This window comes from Rothia sp. CCM 9417, from assembly GCF_048513575.1.
Taxonomy (GTDB): domain Bacteria; phylum Actinomycetota; class Actinomycetes; order Actinomycetales; family Micrococcaceae; genus Rothia.
Genome location: NZ_JBLXXT010000002.1, coordinates 63,461 through 82,823 on the forward strand (window position 1 = coordinate 63,461; position 19,363 = coordinate 82,823).

The following is a 19,363-nucleotide window of genomic DNA, read 5'->3' on the forward strand; positions in this document are numbered from 1 at the left end:
GGCAAAACCCTAACTCTAGAAAGGTGCCCGGGTATCGGCGGTGATGCCCGGGCACCGGGTGAGTTCTGGCTAAAGGTTCTTGGGGCGCTGAATCCTAGTGCCATCAGGCATGAGGATATCGCCCGTCCCGCTGACATCCACAAAAGCTAAGCCCAGTTGATGGGCAAGGCTGATACAGAGCGGCTCAGCTTCTTCTACCTTCGACCAGGCGAAGCCCATATAGATGTGGTCCGAGCCGATGCCGTAGTCGGTCATGTAGGTTTCATCTTCAAGGCTGTCGTCCCATTCACCGTTCATGTCGGGGAATTTCTCAATGATGGTGTTGTAGAAGGCGGTGATGGGTTCGCTGGAACCAGCGGTTGAGCTGTAGCTGCGCGGTTCTGCCCACTCTGTGGCCTTGTCGTACCACTGATGAAAGACAGCGTACGGTGTGGTGGGAACGGTTGCGGGGTCAATAACCATAACGTCGTAGCTCATGGCGGTCCTTACTCAAATGAAAACAGGGTGAGGCTGTGCGCCCCAGCACTAATCTACCGGTTACACCATTGCCCTGTTGGACTGGGATAAATATGTCGATCAGCATTCACCACGCGCGATACCCAGACTCCTGCCCGGCACAGCTACACAATATGCGTTATCCTAGATAGTTGATACGTTCGCGCACACCCGCGCCCACACCAAGGGGTAGGGTAGCGAATCCCAGAAGATTTCTACCGGCATACGAAAGCGGTTCTAAGGCTCGTGTTCAATTCACTCTCAGATCGTCTGACAGCAACCTTCAAAAACCTACGCGGTAAAGGCAAGCTCACCGAAGCGGACATCGACGCCACAGTACGCGAAATCCGCCGCGCCCTGTTGGATGCCGACGTCGCCGTGCCCGTGGTACGCGAGTTTACCGCCCACGTCAAAGAACGTGCTCTGGGCGCGGAGGTCTCTGAAGCTCTCAACCCCAGCCAGCAGATCGTCAAGATCGTTAACGAAGAGCTGGTCAATATCCTGGGCGGTCAGACCCGCCGCATTAACATGGCCAAGACCGGCCCGACTATCATCATGCTGGCTGGTTTGCAGGGTGCCGGCAAGACCACCCTGGCCGGTAAGCTCTCGCACTGGCTCAAGAAGCAGGGGCACACCCCCATGCTGGTTGCTTCTGACCTTCAGCGCCCCAACGCCGTCAACCAGCTCAAGGTAGTTGGTGAACGCGCTGGCGTTCCCGTCTACGCACCGCACCCCGGTGTCACCAGTGAATTTGACGCTCCCACCGGCGACCCCGTTCAGGTGGCCCGTGACGGTGTGGCTGAGGCCCGCGCCAAGCTCCACGACGTTGTCATTGTCGATACCGCAGGTCGTTTGGGCCTTGATGCCGAGCTGATGGCACAGGCCCGCAATATCCGCGATGCCATCGAGCCCCACGAAGTTCTCTTCGTCATTGACGCCATGATTGGTCAGGATGCCGTGAACACCGCCAACGCCTTCAACGAGGGCGTGGACTTTACCGGCGTTGTCCTCTCCAAGCTCGATGGCGATGCCCGCGGTGGTGCTGCCCTCTCCGTTGCTTCGGTGACCGGCAAGCCGATTATGTTCGCTTCAACCGGTGAGAACGTCAGCGACTTTGAGCAGTTCCACCCCGACCGTATGGCCAGCCGTATCTTGGACATGGGCGATGTGCTCACTCTGATTGAGCAGGCTGAGCAGACCTGGGACAAGGCCGAAGCTGACCGCATGGCCAAGAAGTTCGTGGACCAGGAAGACTTCACCTTTGAGGACTTCCTCGCTCAGATGCAGCAGATTCGCAAGATGGGCTCCATGAAGAAACTGCTGATGATGATGCCCGGTGCGGCTCAGATTCGCCAGCAGCTGGAGAACTTTGACGAGAAGGAAATTGACCGGGTTGAGGCAATCGTCAGGTCAATGACCCCGCACGAGCGTGTCGCTCCCAAGATTATTAACGGTTCGCGCCGTGCCCGTATCGCGAAGGGTGCCGGTGTGAGCGTGACCGAGGTGAACCTGCTCATGGAGCGTTTCGCCCAGGCTCAGAAGATGATGAAGAAGCTGGCCAGTGGCAATATGGCCGGTATGCCCGGTGGCATGCAGATGCCGGGTATGGCTGCCGCTGGTGGCGCTGCCCGCAAGGGTAAGGGTAAGGGCAAGAAGTCTAAGGCTCGTTCCGGTAATCCCGCCAAGCGCGCCGCCCAGGAACAGGCCGCCGCTCAGAAGCAGAGCGCGGCAGGCTCAGCCTTTGGCCAGCAGAAGCAGGACTTTGATATGTCCGAGATGAACCTGCCTAAGGGCTTCGAGAAGTTCCTTAAGTAGGGCGTGATTAGGTAACAGCCCGGGATTGGTGAGCGGGCGGGGCGGTCCTAGCGACTGGCCCGCCCGCTTCTTATCTTCTAGTGCTCCTATTCTGCTGAGAGAGTGCAAGGGGACACCCTGCTGTTGAGTGCCCTGTGACAGATGTACATTGGGTAGTGACACCTATTTGGGTGTAGGCCTGCACGCTGGGCACAGCACTGTATTTATGAACCGAGGGAAGACTGACATGCTTGATTCTTACCTGCCTGAAGATGAGCTCAAAGCCTTTATTGCTACATTGCCTACCCGACGTCTGGCCGCCGGTGCTCTGATTCGTGATACTCAGGGACGCATGCTGGCAGTTAAGCCCAACTACAAGGACGGCTGGACTGTGCCCGGTGGAACGGTTGAAGCTGGTGAAGCACCTCAGGAGGGCTGCTTCCGCGAGGTCGCTGAAGAAGTGGGCTTGGACTTAGAACCTGGCCGCCTTCTGGTGATCTTTCACGGCTTAGCGATGGGTATCTGGGGCGACTCAACCTACTACATTTACGATGCAGGGGTAGTGCCCGAGGGGGCCGAAATCACCCTGCAAGAAGAAGAACTGGTGGGCTATGAGTGGGTTGCGCCGGAGGACCTGGACCGCTATTTTGGTGCCCGCCACGCCCACCGCCTTCGCCAAGCCTACCGGGCTTTAGACACCGGTGCTGTCTACGAGTTTTCAAGCACCGCCCGCTAGAACCACCTACCGCCCTGACCCCTCTGATAAGGGGCGCTCATCTTTCAAGGAAAAGGCTTTATGACATTCCCCCTGGACGAACCCGAGCACAATCCCTTGCCCCCTGCTAATGGCGAACAGGTGGAAGCTGGCACCGTGTGGGTTCGTATGAGATTATCGGTTGTTGATGATCCCAAGAACTGGCCGGCAGCCCTTGCCCTTACCCCGGACCAGGCCGATAGCACCGAACGGGGTAGCAAGGAGAGTCGGGCTGTTTCGGAAGAAGAAATCAAGCGCCAGGTGCGTGAACAGCTAGCGAATATCATCGACTTGATCCAGTATCAGGCCACTGTGAACGTGCAGGCCGCAGGGGGGCATACTGAGCCTATGAGCGTTGAAGACCTGCGGATGGTGGACGAGCTGGTGGCAGACCCCCAGAAATTTGATGAGCTGATTCAGCGCATTGTGGACGAGGGCACTCAGAGCAATAGCTCCTCGCAGGTGCAGGCTGAGGCAGAAACCGAAGAGACTAGCCAAGCTCCCGAAACGGATTCAGCCCAAGAGGGCCGGGTTGTTCTCACAGAGAGTGAATCTGCCCCTTTTGAGACTGACTCCCACTGGGACTTTGCCCTTGACCTTCCAGCTTTCCTAGCCGCACGCTCCGAAGCCACCGTCTATGAGATGCAGGGTGGCCGCGCTCAGCTCTACATTCTGTGCGAGCAGAGCCAAGCTGGGGGAGCGCTGGGCACTGTACAGACCAACGAAGAGGGTGAACTGTTCGCGGGGGTTGCCCTGAAGACCTTTGTGGATCAACTAACCGCCAGCTTCCCCGCTGGGCGTGTTCAGTGGGTGCTCGATGGTAGCGATTTCCTACACACCGCCAATTTTTCTGAGGGGCTTGATCGGCTCGACCTTGACCCTGCTAGCCGGTGTGCCGCTTTGGTAGAGCTGCCCATGAGTGGCCTGCCCGGCTATATGCGCCCCGAGATTATAGCCGGTGAGGTTCAAGCGGCCCCTGCTGATAAGGGCTGGTCGCTGCTCCAGGCAGACAGCCTGACCCTAAGCCGTCTGATACAGACCATGAACGTACCGACTATCGTTGCCGAAAAAACATTCTTTGCCCATAACCTCAGCTTTGTTTTACCCTCTCAGAGTGCCCAGGGGCCTGCTGAAGGGTCCGTGACCGACTGGGTCAACCGCGCCCTGGGGGCACCTGATAATGCCCGCCTGGGGGCAGCTCTGACCTTTAGCTGGTCGGGCATAGCCAAACGCGGTGCCGTGAGCTTGCCCTTTGAAAGCCCCCTTGGAGACATGCTCTGGTCCCTGCCGGGGCGCCTACCCAACCCGCACCAGGACATCGTGACCGGCGATAACCTGGACCAGCTCATCTGGCTCTACGGCCTGGATGAGCAGGCGAGCAGACGGCTGACCAACTATGTCATGGATGGTGCCAGCGCCGAAGGTTTAGAATCTGCCCTGCACGCGCTGGAACTGCCTGATGAACTCCTTAAAGTTATCGATGGCTCCGTGCTCCTTGCCGACTTTGTAGGCTATCGGGAGTTTAGCCCGCAGATGAGCGGCCTGGACCGGCTCAAGGAGAGCGTCACTGCCTACCCCAACGGTACTGATAGGCTCAGCGCTGTGTCCCGTGAGCTGATTCAGAGGCCCTGGCTAGCGGCAGCAGATGGCTTTGCTCAATTGGGTGCCTCTGGCGCTCTTGCCGTGTGGGCTACCCGCCGTCTTCTCAAGGGCCAGCCTGCCCGCGGTGCCGCTGTCGCTGCAGCGGCGCTGGGAGCAAGCGGTGCCGCTGAGCTGGTCATTGCTCGTGCTTATAGCTGGCTTCACCAGGTCCACCCCCCTGCTGCGGAGCAGGGGCATGCGCCGCCTACCTCAATTCTTGATGAGCTACAAGCTCAGAAAGAAGAAGCTGAGCAGAAGAATCCTCATCCGCTTGACCTCAAGAGTCTGAAAACTTTGAGCCGCAGAGCCTTTACAGGCCTGGGGGCAAAAGCTAGGAGGGCTGGCCAGAAGTATCTTGGGCCTAGGTCCGAATAAAACCAGACCGGGGTTTGTGGCCTGGTGTCTAGTTCACTTCTTCTAAGGGCACCTAGAACTGGGTCATATATCCCCCGGATGGGGGAGTTTGAAGGGCTAGCAGGCTTGATAGGGTGGGCGGGTGAAAAGACTTTTCCTGCCTACCATGAGCACCTGGAACCGTATCGATCCTGACTGGGAGCGGCCCACCCCGCCAAGGGCTAGCCTGCGGCGCGATATCTGGGCCTGGGTCCTTATCTTAGGTATCAGCCTGCTCTATAACGCCAGCTTCCACAGTAGTGGCCTCTACGGGAGCGACCCGGATGACATCCGCGCCAGCTACCTGGTGGTTTCTGCCATGACCCTGCCCCTAATGACACGGCGGCGCTACCCTATAGCCACCCTGATAGTAGCAACCGCTATTTTCTTTGGTATCGGCAGTCTTTCTCAGATTGCGGTTTCTACGCTGAGTTCTCAGCTTTGCTACTTTACCGCGCTTTATAGTGCGGTAGCCTGGGCCAAAAATCGGGCTATGCTTTGGATTGTCTATACCTTAGTTTGTGTATCTGTCTTTCTCTGGATTGTCATGATTTGGGTAACGATGGGCTCCACCTTCAATCTCTTTGGGGTCGAGGACTATCGAGGAGGGCTCTTTAGCCTGCCCACTGCCGCCTATATTGTGACAGCTCTGAGCAATACCTGTTTCTTCGGTCTGGCCGGTGCCCTGGGCCGTACCGCCTGGCGGGAGGCCTATCAGCGTCATATTCTGGCCCAGCAGGCTGCCCAGCTTGAGGCTCAGGCCGTCCAGATAGCCCAGGACGCCGTTCATAAAGACCGCTTGCGTATCGCCCGGGAGCTTCACGACTCAGTGGGCCACCACGTTTCGTCCATGGGTATTCAGGCGGCAGCCGCCCGTCGTGCCCTGGAGAAAAAACCTGAGCTGGCGGCTCAACCCCTCCAGAACATCGAAAAGCTGGCCCGGTCATCGGTGGCTGAGATGAAGAACCTGATTCGGGTTTTGCGGGAGTCAGATGCTGAGCCCGGTACCACGGCTAAGGAACCTCAGATTGCTGATATCCATACCTTGGCCCAGACCATGCGGGAGAGCGGCATAGAAACCCAGATTCAGATTAATGCCGGTAGCGAGAAGAAATTAGAGGGCCTGCACCAGGGTACCCAGCTCTCCATTTACCGCATGGCTCAGGAGGCCCTGACCAATGTTCGTAAACATTCCTCGGCTCGGTCGGTGATTCTGGCCCTCCGCACCGGCGGCATAGGGGAGAATACCTGGGTAGAGCTTGAAGTCACCGACGACGGTACGTGCGCTGAAAGCGGCCAGGTCGGTGCAGCGCCCGGCTACGGCCTCCAAGGAATTAGGGAACGAGCTGCCGCTCTCGGCGGTAGCGCCCAGATTGGCCCTCGCACAGGAGCCGAGGGCTGGAGGGTGCTCGTTCGGTTCCCCGTCCGTTTTGAAGATTACCAGGAAGAAAAGTAACCATGACTATTCGAGTCCTTCTCGCCGATGACCAGGAACTGGTCCGGAGCGGCTTCTCCCTGATTCTCTCCATGGAAGACGATATGGAGGTCGTTGGCCAAGCCGGTAACGGGCAGGAGGCGATAGCCCTGACCGGGCAGACTCGGCCTGATGTCATTCTGATGGACGTGCAGATGCCGGTCATGGACGGTATTGAAGCCACAGCGCGTATCCGCCAAGAATACCCCGAAACCTCCGTCCTAATTTTGACCACTTTCGACCGGGAAGACTACCTCTTTGCGGCTCTCGAAGCTGGTGCAAGCGGTTTCCTGCTCAAAACATCCGATGCCGATGATCTGGTCGATGCTATCCGTAAGGTAGCCAGCGGCCTGGCCCTGCTCTCACCCGAGATGACCCTGCCACTCATCGCCCGGTTCGTGCAATTCACCTCCCGGGGGAAGGAAAACAAGCAGGGGAGCGGGCCTGAGCTGAGCCCTGAGGACGCTTTTGCTCTGAGCTCTCTGACCCCGCGCGAGAAAGAGACCCTCGAACTGCTGGCAGGGGGCATGACCAACGCCGAGATAGCCTCAACCCTCTTCCTGGGTGCCGCCACCGTCAAAACCTATGTCTCTAACATCTTGGCTAAGACCCACAGCAGGGACAGAGTCGGGGCGGTTATCTTTGCCCACCGCGTAGGGCTGGTCAGCTGATCCACCCCACACAACTCCCCCGAGAGGTTCCCCCTCCCGGGGGAGTTCTTTATGCTGGCCCAAACCTAGTGTGATAGATAGAAACAAAACCACATACTGGGGCAAGCACAGCAGCTAGCCCTACCTCCCCAGGAGAAAGACCGTGATGCAAGCTAACAGAATTGAGGTGCAAGGTCTGACCAAGACCTACGGCACCAAGACCGTTGTTGATCAGGTGAGCTTTACCGTAGAACCCGGGAGCATGACTGGATTCCTTGGCGCTAACGGTGCAGGTAAAACCACCACTATGCGTATGATCATGGGCCTGCTCGAACCCACCGCAGGTTCAATCCGCTACCGGGGTCGAGAGATTACCTCCGCCGACCGTGCCAGCTTTGGCTACATGCCCGAAGAACGCGGCCTCTACCCCAAGCAACCAATCCTGGCTCAGCTTATCTACCTGGGCCAGCTCCGCGGCATGAGCGCAAGCGCCGCCAAAAGCGTTGCCACCGAGCACCTGACCGAACTGGGGCTAGGGGAGCGACTCAACGACAAACTCGAAGCCCTCTCCCTGGGCAACCAGCAGCGCGTTCAGATTGTGGCCTCAATCCTGCACAACCCCAGCGCCCTGATCCTGGACGAACCCTTCTCCGGGCTAGACCCCAAAGCCGTCGATACCATGGTCGCCATGCTCCGCTCACTCATGAGGCAGGGCGTTCCCGTCCTCTTCTCCTCCCACCAGCTCGACCTGGTTGATAGGCTCTGCGACTCCGTCGTTATCCTGCACCAGGGCAGTATCCGCGCCGCAGGCAAAGCCCAAGACCTGCGCGAAGCAGGCGCGCCCCGCTTCATCTACAGGAGCGGTCAAGACGCCGCCTGGTTGCGTGAATTCCCCGGTATCAACGTCCTTGACGTCGCTGGAACCCAAGCCATCCTCGAAATCCAACCCGGCACCGATCTGCAGGCTACCCGTACTGCTCTGCTCCGCCAGGGCATCGAACACGACATGCACGAATTCTCCCGCCAGCTACCCACCCTTGGCGACATCTACCGGAAGGTCACCCAGCAATGAGCACCACAACTAATCAGCCCAAAAACGCCTGGCAGATTGTGGCCACACGGGAGGTCATGGTCAAGCTCAAGGACAAGAGCTTTGTCGCTAGCACCCTGATTTCTGTAATGGTCGTTCTTGGCGCTATCCTCATTCCCTACTTCCTCAACTCCGGTGGCAAAGAATACACCCTAGCCACCACCGACAGTCGAGCCAGCTCCTTCGTCACCGTAGCCGATGCCGCCAGTGACGAAGACACCAGCTTCACCGCAACCGAAGTAGCCGACTCCGACGCCGCCCGCGCCCTGGTCAAAGACGGCGACGCTGACGCCTACCTCGCAGCAACCGACAACGGCTGGGAAATCGTGTTCAACGCTGAACCCGATAACACGCTGATAAACGCCATGACAACGGCTATCACCTCAACCGTCACCGCCGAAAACGCCGCCGCCCAGGGCGTAGACCTTGCCACCCTCAGCGCCGGAACCCAGGTCACCACCAGCGCCCTCTCTGGCAGTGAAAACGTCATGCTCGCATTCATGGTTGCTTTCGCCTTCGCCATGCTCTTCTATATGAGTACAGTCTTCTTCGGCATCGCTATCGCCAACAGCGTTGTGGAAGAAAAACAAAACCGCATCGTTGAAATCATTGCCACCGCCGTCCCCCTTAGCCAGGTACTTGCGGGCAAGGTCGTCGGCAACCTCATCCTTGCTATCCTCCAGATTGCGATATACGCGGTAGTCGCTCTCATTGGCCTCCAAGTCACCGGTACCGCCGCAGAATTTGGCTGGATCCTGCCCTCCGCCGGCTGGTTCGCCGTCTTCTACATCGCAGGCTTTACCGCTATCGCCACCATCTGGGCTGCTGTAGGGGCTATGGCAGCCCGCACCGAAGACGTAGCTAACCTCTCAAACCCCGTCAACATGGTTCTGATCGCTGCCCTTTTCTCCGGTATCTACGCATCGGGTACCGTACTGAAAGCGGTATCCTTCGTACCCGTTCTATCCTCCATCGCCATGCCTCGCCGCCTGCTCACCGAAGACGTGGCCCTGTGGGAACCGCTGGTTTCACTCGGCCTGACCCTCCTGGCCGCAGCGTTGCTGACCCGCCTGGGGGGCCGCATCTACCGCTCCAACATCATGCGCGGTGGTACATCGGTCAGCTGGAAGCAGGCACTCAAAAAGTAAACCTGCTCCAAGCACAGCCTCAAACGGGTTTGCGGTACTGGCAGGTGTAGTGCTTCGCTGACCCAGTAATAGATAGTCACCGCACCACATTCACGCTATAGCCCCCCGGTCCGCCGGGGGCTATTTCTTTACCTGGAGCCTTCCGTCTGGCCTTGCTCTACCCCTTGGCGCGTTCATTGCGCACAACACACCGCTTTTAGGTGGCTAAAGCCTAGCTTAAGTGGGAACAAGCTGGCATACTTGACGGGTACTCGATTTTCCCCGGCCCCTCTCATCCGGGGGAGGTTGTGTCCGCAGAGGAGCTTGGTCAGGCCCGCCCCACGAGCCAGGACCAGTTCTTCGAACACTGATAGAAAACAGGAGAAACCACTACAGTGGCTGTTAAAATTCGTCTCAAGCGTTTCGGTAAAATCCGCGATCCCCGCTACCGTGTTGTAGTAGCTGACTCACGCACCAAGCGTGACGGTAAGGCTATCGAGGAAATCGGTATTTACCACCCGACCGAGAACCCCTCACGCATCGAAATCAACTCAGAGCGTGCCCAGTACTGGCTGTCAGTTGGCGCCCAGCCCACCGAGCAGGTAGCTGCTCTGCTGAAGCTAACCGGCGACCTGGCTGCTGCCAAGGGCGAAAAGGCTGAAAACCAGGTCAAGCCTGTTGACGCTAAGCCTGAGTTCGTTGTTCCCGAGAAGGGCTCGGTCATCCTGCCCGAGGCTATCACCCCCAAGGGTGAGGACAAGGCTGAGGAAGCTCCCGCTGAAGAGGCTACTGAAGAAGCTGCTTCTGAGGAAGTAGCAGAGTAATCATGTTGGCTGACGCTCTCGAACACCTGGTTCGGGGTATCGTCGATAACCCAGAGGACGTGAAGGTTCGGGCTAAGACCGGTCGGCGCGGTGAAACTCTGGAAGTCAGCGTCCACCCCGATGATCTGGGTCGCGTGATTGGCCGTTCTGGCCGAACCGCCAGGAGCATCCGCACCGTGGTCAACGCCATTAATGATGGTGACCGTCTTAGGGTAGATGTCATCGAGACCGATCGACGACGCTAACTGAATACAAATAAGTGTGATCCTGGGTATATAATATGCCCAGGATCATTTTTATTTGAGGAGATTTTTTCGTGAATTCGCCAGTCGATTGGATTTCATCCGATAGGTCTATCCAGACGTACTACTCAGACCCTAACCGGGCTGAAAAACAGTCATTGACCTTCAATCAGTTTCTTTCACTTAAATTAAAAGTTGGGGGGAACCTTCACCTGCTCTCAAGCACAGTCATAGATTTTGAGTATTCAGGTAATGATGAGCAAGTTCGTAAAACTATAGATGAATACAAAAAGAATTATAAATCTGGCAAAAAATCAACTATTGGTCAATCTTTAGTTGCCCTGGCATATTATGGTGGATATAAAGACTTTCTTAAGACCCAAGCTGGCGATTTACCTATAGCGGGAAATCTTAAAGTAAATGATCCTAGAGATTATCATGATTATATTGAAAATTTCATAAAATTTGTAAATAATTCAGAGTTTGGCGAGATACAAATGGTAGGCAGGAGTAGATACGATGAAGGAGTTACTTCAACTTCCAAAGTTTTCCGCCAAGATGCCCTAAATAGAGAGTTAAGCCGGGAGGTGGGGGGTGCTTTTGGCAACTCAGAAAAAAAGGATTCTAATGCGGTGGAAATAAAAATATCGTCTCTAAATACAATCCTTGAGGGCGTTGCGGGTTGCGGAAAGACATTCTATCAGAATTCACTTTTTGCCCCTAAAGGCGTCAACTATAGACTTGGGTTCAATTTTAATTGTAGCGAAACTGTCGTATTTCATCCGTCTACTTCTTATGAAGATTTTGTGTCTGGTTTACGCCCCCAGAAAAACGGTAGCTTTATTGGGAAATCCGGTGTCTTTATTGAACTCTGCAACCGAGCTGCGGCTGACCAAAAAAACAACTATCTGCTGTTTATTGATGAAATTAACCGCGCTAACACTGCCAAAGTTTTTGGCGACTTACTTATGGTTATTGAAGAATCTAAGCGAACACCTAAAGAACTACTAAGTAAATACGGTCGAGCTGTGCTTACTCGTCAGGAAGCAAAGGAACTGGAAGGCACTCATCATGAGGGCAAGGAAATAGAACATACTACTGTTCGCATACAGACTGCAGTCGATGATATCCACGGTATCACTGAAATGCCCGCAGAGCCCCTAGAATATCTAGCGGTACCTGACAACCTTTACATAGTGGGAACCATGAACTCTACTGACCGGTCTGTTGGAACCATTGACCTAGCCCTACGCCGACGTTTTACCTGGCAGACTATGGAGCCTCTCACAGCCGAAGAGCTTAGGAAGGAATCTAAGATCGAAAACCGAAGCGACCTAGAAGAACTGGAAGAAGTTCTCACATGGTTTGACTCAGCTAACGATGAGCTGATGACTAAAGTCGGCCCAGATGCTCGGCTGGGTCACTCCTACTTCTTCCAGCAAAATAAATCAGCTCAGCAAATCGCCCATGACCTTCTCAAACAACTGGCTGAAATCGCGTATATTTTCCACCTCGAAGATCTAATGGCGGAGGAGCCTTTCAATCAACCCATTTTGGGGTTGCATCTTAAGAATGTGGGAGAAGGGCTAGGCCAAAAGGTAATTGTGGAGCAGATTTCTGCGAATAGCCGGGAGGAAACAAGCGGTGAGTCTAAAATAGAGCTAACTGCCCCCGAAGAATCTCCTAAAAACTCGGCAGAAAGCTAGTCTGATGAATCCCCAGACTGAGGAGCTACCTCAGCCTGAAACTGCACGGTGGTTTCAGGTTAGTAGCAGAGGCAACGGCGTGGGACTCACCGTCTTGCGAGTTCCTATTCCACAAAGAGCTGAAGAATACAGAACTATAGTCTTCCATATTTTGCCTAAGCTCTGGCGTCCCAACGAGACGAAGACCTATACCCTGAACCTCCAAGATATTGAGGTCAACGAAGACTCTCACTTCGTATTGTATGAGCAAGATATCATCCATGTGCAAGCCCCCTGCCTTGTGACCCTATTGACCACCCTGGTCGAAGAATCTCCTACGGAGCTTGCGGAATCGAGTGAGTCTGAGCGCTCTGCCCTAGCTGATGACGATGAGTCAAGGCTTTCACCTCTCTGGTACATAACCTCAGCACCAAAACGTGGTACAGACGGACCACTCAAACCTGGAAGCAAGCAAGACATAAGCGCGCCAGAAGCTCTCTGGGCCATGCTTGATGCCTACCAAGTCAAAATCGAGCCGATTCCCACCTCAAAGGATTTCGGATCTGCTGGCACAGCTATGTTTGCTTCAAGCAAGTTTATGAAGCGGTTTGTTTACATGCGGTTCGTCGAAGAAGCTATGTTAGCCTTGCGCGACCGCCGACCCCAGTACGTGCTGCACACAGATGAGATTACAACCGTCAAAGGGAGAATGATCCCAGAGGGGCTTATCAGACGCCAGATAACGGGATCTCCAAAAATTGAGTGTGAATTTGATGAACTAACCACAGATAACCATATCTGGCAGGTTATTAGGACCGCCACAGAGCTTTGCGTTCCTGACTTAAAAACTCACCATGTTGCGGGTAAAAAGACCAGTTATGCCAAGGCTCTGCTCATTGCTGCCCAGCTCAGGGACGTTACCGTTGCTTCAAGACATGCCTTGCTATCCCAAGCTACCCATTACAAGGTTTCCCGTCAGGAATCTTTCGCAGTACGAAAAAGCTATGAGCTTGCCCGTGCGATACTGAAAGAAAAGTTCAACGCAACCGTTAATAGCCAAATTGCTCCTGGAGTCGTTGCAAATCTCAAATACTCTATGAACGGTCTCTGGGAACAGCTTGTTCTAGAGCAGTTTAACAACGTGGACAACACAAAGGCAAAAAGTCAGAAAGAGACCGATCCAGTACATATATTCTATGGCCGTGAAAGCAATACCTGGAGCAAGGCACTTGATGGCGGTAAACGCCCCGATGCGGTGGTTGACTACGAATCTGGCGGCGAAGTCTCTACTTTTTATGTGGATGCCAAGTACAAAAATAACGCCTTGGGCATCACAAAGGCCAGCATGGGGGACCAATACCAAATGGCGGCCTATGCGCTCCGTACTAAGCGGAATGTGTACTTGGCCTATCCTACCTGTGATACTGGGTTGATAAATCCTGAACCGAAGTACCAGTACATCCCGTATGCAGACAGCTTTACCGATGGGCAAGAACAGCCTAGTACTGAGCACTTCGTTCAAGTTGGTCAGTTCTATCTTCCTTTTCCCTCCCAAGAAGACGCGCAACAGAGGAACTTTGTTCTTAAAGCTGGTTCCCTGAATCCTCAGCTAGTACGGCAGCTAGCTAAAAATTCATCTGCCTAGTTCAGCGTGTCGCATAATTACTTCCCGCTCCGGGAAACCGGCGCGGGGCTTTTGCCTGCCCCGGTGCGTTTTGTGCCCGCACCATTGCGCTACCGGTAGAGTGTAAGAACAAGAACACCCCTCATCCCCAACCCCTCAAGGAGCCACCCATGCAGGTCCAGGTAGCCCGAATCGGCAAACCCCACGGCATTCGCGGCGAAGTCACCGTCCAGCTTTTCACCGATTCCCCCCAAGAACGCTTCGCCCCCGGCTCCGTCCTCGAGATCGAAAACCATAACCCTGCAACTCCTGCCGGTGCCCTGGCACCGGCAGGTAGCCTGACTGTCAAAAACTCCCGCTGGAACAAAAAAATCCTGGTCGTAGCCTTCCAAGAAATCACAAACCGCAACCAGGCCGAACTCCTACGCGACACCCGCCTCAGCTTCGACTCCACCACCGAAGCGGCAGAAGACGACAGCGAAGGCTACTACGAGCACCAACTCCTGGATCTGCCGGTCTACCTGGCCTCTGACATCAGCGAGGACGGCTACCTACCCCAAGAACCCATCGCCCTAGTCGTGGGCCTGCAGACCATGCCCACCCAGGACATCATGCTCCTTAAAAACACCGCGGACGGCTCTGAGGTCATGATTCCCTTCGTCGAGGAGCTTATTCCAGCTATTGATATTGAAGAGGGGTACGTCATAATCGACCCGCCCGCCGGCTTACTGGAACTCAACAGCAAGACCGAAGAGAGCGAAAACGAGCAGGACGCATAACCCATGCGCTTTGATGTCATTACTATCTTCCCCGAGTACCTTGCGCCCCTGGAACTTTCCCTGCTGGGCAAAGCCCAAGAGACCGGCAAAGTTGAGCTAAACCTCACCAACCTGCGCGACTACGCCACCGACCGGCACAAGACCGTGGACGACACCCCCTACGGCGGGGGAGCAGGCATGGTCATGAAACCCGAACCCTGGGGCCTGGCCCTGGACCAAGCCCTAGCTAACTCCCCGCTTGCTGGCGACTCCCAGCCGCTACTGATCGTTCCTTCCCCGGCCGGGCAGGTCCTCACCCAGCAACTGGCCTACCAGCTGGCCGAAGAAGAGCAACACATTGTCTTTGCGCCCGCCCGCTACGAGGGCATCGACGAGCGGGTACTCAACTGGGCCCAGCAAAGCTTTAGAGTCATGCCGGTATCCATTGGTGACTATGTTCTCTATGGGGGAGAGGTCGCGGTCATGGTCATGATTGAGGCTATTACCCGCCTGATACCCGGTGCTATGGGCAACCCCGAGTCCCTGGACGAAGAATCCCACACAGGCGGCTTGCTTGAATACCCGGTCTACACCAAACCGGCTACCTGGCGGGACCAGCAGGTTCCCTCTATTCTGCTATCTGGCAACCACGGGGCCATCGCCCGCTGGCGGCGCGATGAGCAGATTATCCGCACCTTTGAGCGACGCTACGACATGATAAAGGCCTACCCCCAAGAGGGCTGGGACAAGAAGGACCGTAAGCTCCTGCAAGAACTGCATGCCGCTAAGAAAGCCGCCGAGCAAGCGGCCCTTGCATAAGGAGCCCCAGAGCCAAGCAATTAAACTCACACAAGGTCAGCAATCTTTCCCGCCAGCATACTTGGCCAGAGCTAATTTCCTGTGAGATAATTATTTTTTGTGTTCATACTGGGCACGCCCCTGCCGCAGGGGGAAGAGCGACCGCTAACAGTATGAGCCACCCAAGCCCCCAGAGTGGGTGAGGGTGAAACAATCTACTCGTAGACAGCATCGGTCTGGCGCCCCGGCGTCCTCAGACACTGCCTACGATTTATCAGGAATATGTTTGACCTGCGGCAGAGATATTCACGGAGAAATTCAATGCAGACTCTTGACTTCATTGACAACAAGTCACTTCGCACCGACATCCCCGAGTTCGGCCCCGGCGACACCCTCAACGTACACGTCAACATCGTTGAAGGTAACCGCAGCCGTGTCCAGGTCTTCAAGGGCTTCGTTGTTGGTCGCCAGGGTGGCGGCATCCGCGAAACCTTCACCGTTCGTAAGGTTTCCTTCGGTGTTGGCGTAGAGCGTACCTTCCCCGTACACTCTCCCGTCATCGAAAAGATTGAGGTTGTTAGCCGCGGTGACGTCCGTCGCGCCAAGCTCTACTACATGCGTGACCGCCACGGTAAGGCTGCTCGTATCCGCGAGAAGCGCGAAGCCTAAACCGACTAGGTTTCACCTTTATCAATGGATAGCGGCCTCACCGCCGAATCCAGTGAGGCAAGGCGCCAACCCTTTTTACGGGGCTGGCGCCTTGTTGCTACTGCCTCGCTCCTTGCCTTGGCGGTGCTCCTGGTTATTCGGTCTTTCTTTTATGACGTGTACTACATTCCTTCTGCCTCCATGGAACCGACCTATGAGCCCGGGGACCGGCTGATTGTTTCCAAGCAGTCCGGCCATATCGAGCGCGGTAGCGTAGTCGTTTTTGAGGGCACCGGTTCTTTTTCCCCCTACCAATCCGGTAGTCCCTGGGTTCGGGATCCGCTGGGAACGGCTGGGCAGTGGCTAGGATTGGTGGGTTCAGATACGGTTTACATCAAGCGGGTGATTGGGGTGGGCGGTGACATCGTTGAATGTTGTGATTCAGAGGGCTACCTTTTGGTGAACGGCCAGCGGCTTGAGGAACCCTACCTACCCCAGGGGGAGAGTGCTAGTGATGTGTCCTTTAGCGTGCAGGTTCCAGAGGGCAGAATCTGGCTTATGGGAGATAACAGATCTAACTCAGCTGACTCACGGGCGCTTTTGGGGGCACCTGGAGGTGGCATGGTTAGGGTGGACAAGGTGATTGGGTCCCCCGTCTATACCGTCTGGCCTTTGAACAAAATAGGGCCAAGTAGCACCACACCTGACTAAGGTGACCAAGGGCCCCTACCCAAACCGGGCTGGGCCAAGGCCTCCACCGTCCTTGCAGAATCAGCAACTAAACTAAACCAGTAAAGACGTTTTCAGCAGAAGGGTGCATGCTCATGGAGCAGCAGAACTCAGCAAACATTGATGAGACTAGCGACAGCGAGACCGCAAAGGTGAAGAAACCTAAAGGCGGTAAACGCCGCCGCGAAAACAGCGCTCTCAAAGAGTACGCCCTGATTATTCTGTACGCGGTCCTCATCGCTTTCTTGCTCAAAACCTTTGTGGTACGAGGGTTCTTCATCCCCTCCAGCTCTATGGAGGACACTCTCCAGATCAACGACCGAGTCTTTGTGAATGTGGCCGGTGAACTGTTCGGTGAGGCTGAGCGCGGCGATATCGTGGTCTTCAAAGACGCCCAGGGGTGGATGCCTGCCTCTTCTAACTCAAACCCTGTGCGCGATGCCCTAGCCTTTGTGGGCGTGATGCCAGACAGCTCATCCAACTACCTTGTGAAACGCGTTATCGGTGTCGGTGGGGATCACGTTGTGGGTACCCCAGACGGGCGTATTTTTGTCAACGGTGTCAAGATTGACGAAACCTACCTCAAGCCCGGTGTCAAACCGACCGAGGTCGCCTTTGACGTCATTGTCCCCGAACGCTCCTACTTCGTCATGGGCGATAACCGTTCCAATTCGGCTGATTCCCGCTACCACATTGAGACCGGTACAGAGTTCATCAACGATGCTGAGGTGGTTGGTGAGGTATTCGTGGTAGCTTGGCCGCTGTCCAACTTTACTTTCATCAATGGTGCAGATGACGTCTTTTCGCAGGTCCCCGATAGCGAGTAGCCAGTTGGTAGGTACAACAAGGCCAGTTGCTGACCTTTCGGTAGAGTCCTCGCTGTTTGCGCGGGGCCTTACCCTGCTAGCCGGTATGGATGAGGTAGGCCGTGGACCGCTGGCTGGGCCGGTGACGGTGGGGGTAGCTGTCATTAAGGCCGGTGCCCAGCTGAAGGTTGAGGGACTGGTTGATTCCAAGGCGCTGAGCGAGAAAAAACGCTTGGCTATGCTCCCCGAGATTCAGCAGTGGGCTGTAACCGCTGTCGGTCATGCATCACCGGCGGAGATTGACGCCCTGGGCATTACCACAGCCTTGCGCTTAGCAGGTCAGCGAGCGCTTGCCCAGGTAGCTGCCGCTGGGGCTTACCCCGATGCTATCTTGTTGGATGGCAAACATAACTGGCTGGCAGACCCGCAGAATGACCTTTTTGCTGAGCTTGACCCAGTCCAGGCACTCTACACTGACCTTGTTGCAGAAGCTTGGAAAGCTGTTCCGGGTACCCAGAACGGTTGGTTCGGGCCGGTCCAGATGGAAGTTAAGGGAGACCTCCTGTGTGCCTCCATTGCTGCCGCCTCAGTGGTAGCCAAGGTCCAACGCGACGGGCTCATGGTAGAGCTTGACCGTACTTATCCGGGCTTTGGATGGGCCAAGAATAAGGGCTATGGTTCTACCACTCACCGGGCCAGGATTAAGGAGGCCGGCCCTACACCGGTCCACCGCCTGAGCTGGTCGCTCCCAGCAACAGCAGATCAGGTGAAAGCCGCATTGCTTGAACGAGAGAAGGAGGATCGATGAGCAGTAACGAAGATTTAGAGAGCTACGAATCAGGTGCCCAGCTTGCCCTCTACGAAGAGTACAAGAATGTCGCTGAGCTCTTTACCTACATAGTGGAAACCGACCGTCGTTTTTACCTGGCTAACCAGGTACAGGTAAGACCGCGAACCGCAGACGGAGCTATCTATTTTGAGGTTGAGCTTCAGGACGTGTGGGTCTGGGATGTCTTCCGTTCTTCCCGGTTTGTGAAGAATGTGAGGGTCTACTCTGTGCGTGATATCAACGTTGAGGAGCGGGCGGCTGCGGAGGAACTGGTTGTACCTCATTTGACTGATTTGGACCCCGATTTAGGGTAGTGCCTGTCTTGTTCTCATGGCCCCGGTGAGTGAGTTCCCACCGGGGCTTTGCCCTACCCGCGCTACCTACTGCTGGTGGGGTGATTGACTCTCGGGTGTGAGCACCCGAGAGGTCTGCGAGGAAATAGGCCGTCATTCTTTCACCTTTTGGTAGCTGGCTTACCTCTGTATTTGTGCATCTAGGGCGGTTTGAGTCATACACAGCGCTACTTGGGGCGAGGTAGTTGGGGTCTGCTAGTCCATGCTGAGGGTACCTGACCCTCACATGAGAAAGGCCTGGCTATGAGCTTGAGAACCCAGTCCAGTATCGCCAACCACACTAGGGTAGGGCGCTGGGGTGAAGACCTTGCGCTGCTTGTATTGGAACTTAATGGCTATAGCCTGGTGGAACGGAATTGGCGGCCACCGTCTGGCAACCTAGGGAGCTCACCGGTGGGGGAGATCGATTTGGTCATGGTTGATCCCGACATGGATCTGGTTTTTATTGAGGTTAAAACGCGGTCAGGGAGCGGATACGGCCACCCGCTAGAAGCCATTACCCGTGAGAAAGGGAACCGGCTCCGTCAGCTTGCTTATGCCTGGTGTTCGGAGCATACCGGTGATTACCGTTCCCTGCGTATTGATGCTGTTGCGGTGTGCGGCACAGCCGAGGACTTCACTTTTGAGCATGTTAAGGCGGTGCTGTAGC

Annotated in this window: 20 protein-coding genes; 19 read left to right on the top strand and 1 reads right to left on the bottom strand. The window is 55.6% G+C overall.

Going from position 1 to position 19,363, the window contains the following annotated elements; genetic code table 11:
- Positions 1–69 precede the first annotated feature (69 nt).
- On the bottom strand, positions 70–477 hold the full coding sequence (locus ACN082_RS03690; RefSeq protein WP_419099503.1) for a hypothetical protein: 408 nt from the start codon (positions 475–477) through the stop codon (positions 70–72).
- 264 nt (positions 478–741) lie between these two features.
- Between ACN082_RS03690 and ffh the strand changes: the two genes are divergently transcribed.
- The 19 genes from ffh to ACN082_RS03785 all read left to right on the top strand — a co-directional run bounded on the left by ffh (position 742) and on the right by ACN082_RS03785 (position 19,362).
- A complete protein-coding gene (ffh, locus tag ACN082_RS03695; RefSeq protein ID WP_419099504.1) occupies positions 742–2,310 on the top strand; it encodes a signal recognition particle protein in 1,569 nt (522 codons plus the stop codon).
- 226 nt (positions 2,311–2,536) lie between these two features.
- Positions 2,537–3,025 (top strand): NUDIX domain-containing protein, encoded by a 489-nt coding sequence (locus ACN082_RS03700; protein ID WP_419099505.1) that lies wholly within the window; start codon positions 2,537–2,539, stop codon positions 3,023–3,025.
- A 60-nt stretch (positions 3,026–3,085) separates the two neighbouring features.
- Positions 3,086–5,059, top strand: coding sequence for a hypothetical protein (locus ACN082_RS03705; protein ID WP_419099506.1), 1,974 nt, complete (start codon positions 3,086–3,088; stop codon positions 5,057–5,059).
- Between the two features lie 145 nt (positions 5,060–5,204).
- The gene (locus ACN082_RS03710; protein WP_419099507.1) at positions 5,205–6,533 is read left to right on the top strand and encodes a sensor histidine kinase; all 1,329 of its coding nucleotides are present in this window, start codon (positions 5,205–5,207) and stop codon (positions 6,531–6,533) included.
- Between the two features lie 2 nt (positions 6,534–6,535).
- Positions 6,536–7,222 carry a response regulator gene (locus ACN082_RS03715; protein ID WP_419099508.1) on the top strand — a complete coding sequence of 229 codons (687 nt, stop codon included), beginning with the start codon at positions 6,536–6,538 and terminating at the stop codon, positions 7,220–7,222.
- A 145-nt stretch (positions 7,223–7,367) separates the two neighbouring features.
- Positions 7,368–8,273, top strand: a complete 906-nt coding sequence (locus tag ACN082_RS03720; RefSeq protein WP_419099799.1) for an ABC transporter ATP-binding protein — start codon at positions 7,368–7,370, stop codon at positions 8,271–8,273.
- Complete coding sequence (locus tag ACN082_RS03725; RefSeq protein ID WP_419099509.1) at positions 8,270–9,439, top strand: ABC transporter permease; 1,170 nt, start codon at positions 8,270–8,272, stop codon at positions 9,437–9,439. The genes ACN082_RS03720 and ACN082_RS03725 overlap by 4 nt, the downstream gene beginning before the upstream one ends.
- 374 nt (positions 9,440–9,813) lie before the next feature.
- Positions 9,814–10,242: a 30S ribosomal protein S16 gene (gene rpsP / locus ACN082_RS03730; RefSeq protein WP_419099510.1), complete on the top strand. Its 429-nt coding sequence runs from the start codon at positions 9,814–9,816 to the stop codon at positions 10,240–10,242.
- A 2-nt stretch (positions 10,243–10,244) separates the two neighbouring features.
- Positions 10,245–10,487, top strand: coding sequence for an RNA-binding protein (locus ACN082_RS03735; protein ID WP_419099511.1), 243 nt, complete (start codon positions 10,245–10,247; stop codon positions 10,485–10,487).
- Between the two features lie 71 nt (positions 10,488–10,558).
- On the top strand, positions 10,559–12,190 hold the full coding sequence (locus tag ACN082_RS03740; protein WP_419099512.1) for an McrB family protein: 1,632 nt from the start codon (positions 10,559–10,561) through the stop codon (positions 12,188–12,190).
- 79 nt (positions 12,191–12,269) lie between these two features.
- Positions 12,270–13,814 (top strand): 5-methylcytosine restriction system specificity protein McrC, encoded by a 1,545-nt coding sequence (locus tag ACN082_RS03745; RefSeq protein ID WP_419099513.1) that lies wholly within the window; start codon positions 12,270–12,272, stop codon positions 13,812–13,814.
- A 149-nt stretch (positions 13,815–13,963) separates the two neighbouring features.
- Positions 13,964–14,572: a ribosome maturation factor RimM gene (gene rimM / locus ACN082_RS03750; protein WP_419099514.1), complete on the top strand. Its 609-nt coding sequence runs from the start codon at positions 13,964–13,966 to the stop codon at positions 14,570–14,572.
- A 3-nt stretch (positions 14,573–14,575) separates the two neighbouring features.
- Complete coding sequence (gene trmD, locus ACN082_RS03755) at positions 14,576–15,370, top strand: tRNA (guanosine(37)-N1)-methyltransferase TrmD (RefSeq protein ID WP_419099515.1); 795 nt, start codon at positions 14,576–14,578, stop codon at positions 15,368–15,370.
- A gap of 300 nt (positions 15,371–15,670) precedes the next feature.
- Positions 15,671–16,018 carry a 50S ribosomal protein L19 gene (gene rplS, locus ACN082_RS03760; protein ID WP_419099516.1) on the top strand — a complete coding sequence of 116 codons (348 nt, stop codon included), beginning with the start codon at positions 15,671–15,673 and terminating at the stop codon, positions 16,016–16,018.
- Positions 16,019–16,042: 24 nt separating this feature from the next.
- Positions 16,043–16,708, top strand: coding sequence for a signal peptidase I (gene lepB, locus ACN082_RS03765; RefSeq protein ID WP_419099517.1), 666 nt, complete (start codon positions 16,043–16,045; stop codon positions 16,706–16,708).
- Positions 16,709–16,821: 113 nt separating this feature from the next.
- Positions 16,822–17,553, top strand: coding sequence for a signal peptidase I (gene lepB / locus ACN082_RS03770; RefSeq protein WP_419099518.1), 732 nt, complete (start codon positions 16,822–16,824; stop codon positions 17,551–17,553).
- 4 nt (positions 17,554–17,557) lie between these two features.
- Positions 17,558–18,340, top strand: a complete 783-nt coding sequence (locus ACN082_RS03775) for a ribonuclease HII (protein ID WP_419099519.1) — start codon at positions 17,558–17,560, stop codon at positions 18,338–18,340.
- On the top strand, positions 18,337–18,675 hold the full coding sequence (locus ACN082_RS03780) for a DUF2469 family protein (protein WP_419099520.1): 339 nt from the start codon (positions 18,337–18,339) through the stop codon (positions 18,673–18,675). Before ACN082_RS03775 ends, ACN082_RS03780 begins: the two co-directional genes overlap by 4 nt.
- 282 nt (positions 18,676–18,957) lie before the next feature.
- Positions 18,958–19,362, top strand: coding sequence for a YraN family protein (locus tag ACN082_RS03785; RefSeq protein WP_419099521.1), 405 nt, complete (start codon positions 18,958–18,960; stop codon positions 19,360–19,362).
- Position 19,363: the final 1 nt, after the last annotated feature.

What these genes read in the sequence shown, in the direction of transcription:
- ACN082_RS03705 (WP_419099506.1), top strand. Translation starts at nt 3,086, where the DNA reads ATGACATTCCCCCTGGACGAACCCGAGCACAATCCCTTGCCCCCTGCT.
- ACN082_RS03720 (WP_419099799.1), top strand. Translation starts at nt 7,368, where the DNA reads ATGCAAGCTAACAGAATTGAGGTGCAAGGTCTGACCAAGACCTACGGC.
- ACN082_RS03715 (WP_419099508.1), top strand. Translation starts at nt 6,536, where the DNA reads ATGACTATTCGAGTCCTTCTCGCCGATGACCAGGAACTGGTCCGGAGC.
- rplS (WP_419099516.1), top strand. Translation starts at nt 15,671, where the DNA reads ATGCAGACTCTTGACTTCATTGACAACAAGTCACTTCGCACCGACATC.
- ACN082_RS03710 (WP_419099507.1), top strand. Translation starts at nt 5,205, where the DNA reads ATGAGCACCTGGAACCGTATCGATCCTGACTGGGAGCGGCCCACCCCG.
- lepB (WP_419099517.1), top strand. Translation starts at nt 16,043, where the DNA reads ATGGATAGCGGCCTCACCGCCGAATCCAGTGAGGCAAGGCGCCAACCC.
- ACN082_RS03690 (WP_419099503.1), bottom strand. Translation starts at nt 477, where the DNA reads ATGAGCTACGACGTTATGGTTATTGACCCCGCAACCGTTCCCACCACA.
- rimM (WP_419099514.1), top strand. Translation starts at nt 13,964, where the DNA reads ATGCAGGTCCAGGTAGCCCGAATCGGCAAACCCCACGGCATTCGCGGC.
- trmD (WP_419099515.1), top strand. Translation starts at nt 14,576, where the DNA reads ATGCGCTTTGATGTCATTACTATCTTCCCCGAGTACCTTGCGCCCCTG.
- ACN082_RS03700 (WP_419099505.1), top strand. Translation starts at nt 2,537, where the DNA reads ATGCTTGATTCTTACCTGCCTGAAGATGAGCTCAAAGCCTTTATTGCT.
- ACN082_RS03735 (WP_419099511.1), top strand. Translation starts at nt 10,245, where the DNA reads ATGTTGGCTGACGCTCTCGAACACCTGGTTCGGGGTATCGTCGATAAC.
- ACN082_RS03785 (WP_419099521.1), top strand. Translation starts at nt 18,958, where the DNA reads ATGAGCTTGAGAACCCAGTCCAGTATCGCCAACCACACTAGGGTAGGG.
- ACN082_RS03780 (WP_419099520.1), top strand. Translation starts at nt 18,337, where the DNA reads ATGAGCAGTAACGAAGATTTAGAGAGCTACGAATCAGGTGCCCAGCTT.
- ACN082_RS03725 (WP_419099509.1), top strand. Translation starts at nt 8,270, where the DNA reads ATGAGCACCACAACTAATCAGCCCAAAAACGCCTGGCAGATTGTGGCC.
- lepB (WP_419099518.1), top strand. Translation starts at nt 16,822, where the DNA reads ATGGAGCAGCAGAACTCAGCAAACATTGATGAGACTAGCGACAGCGAG.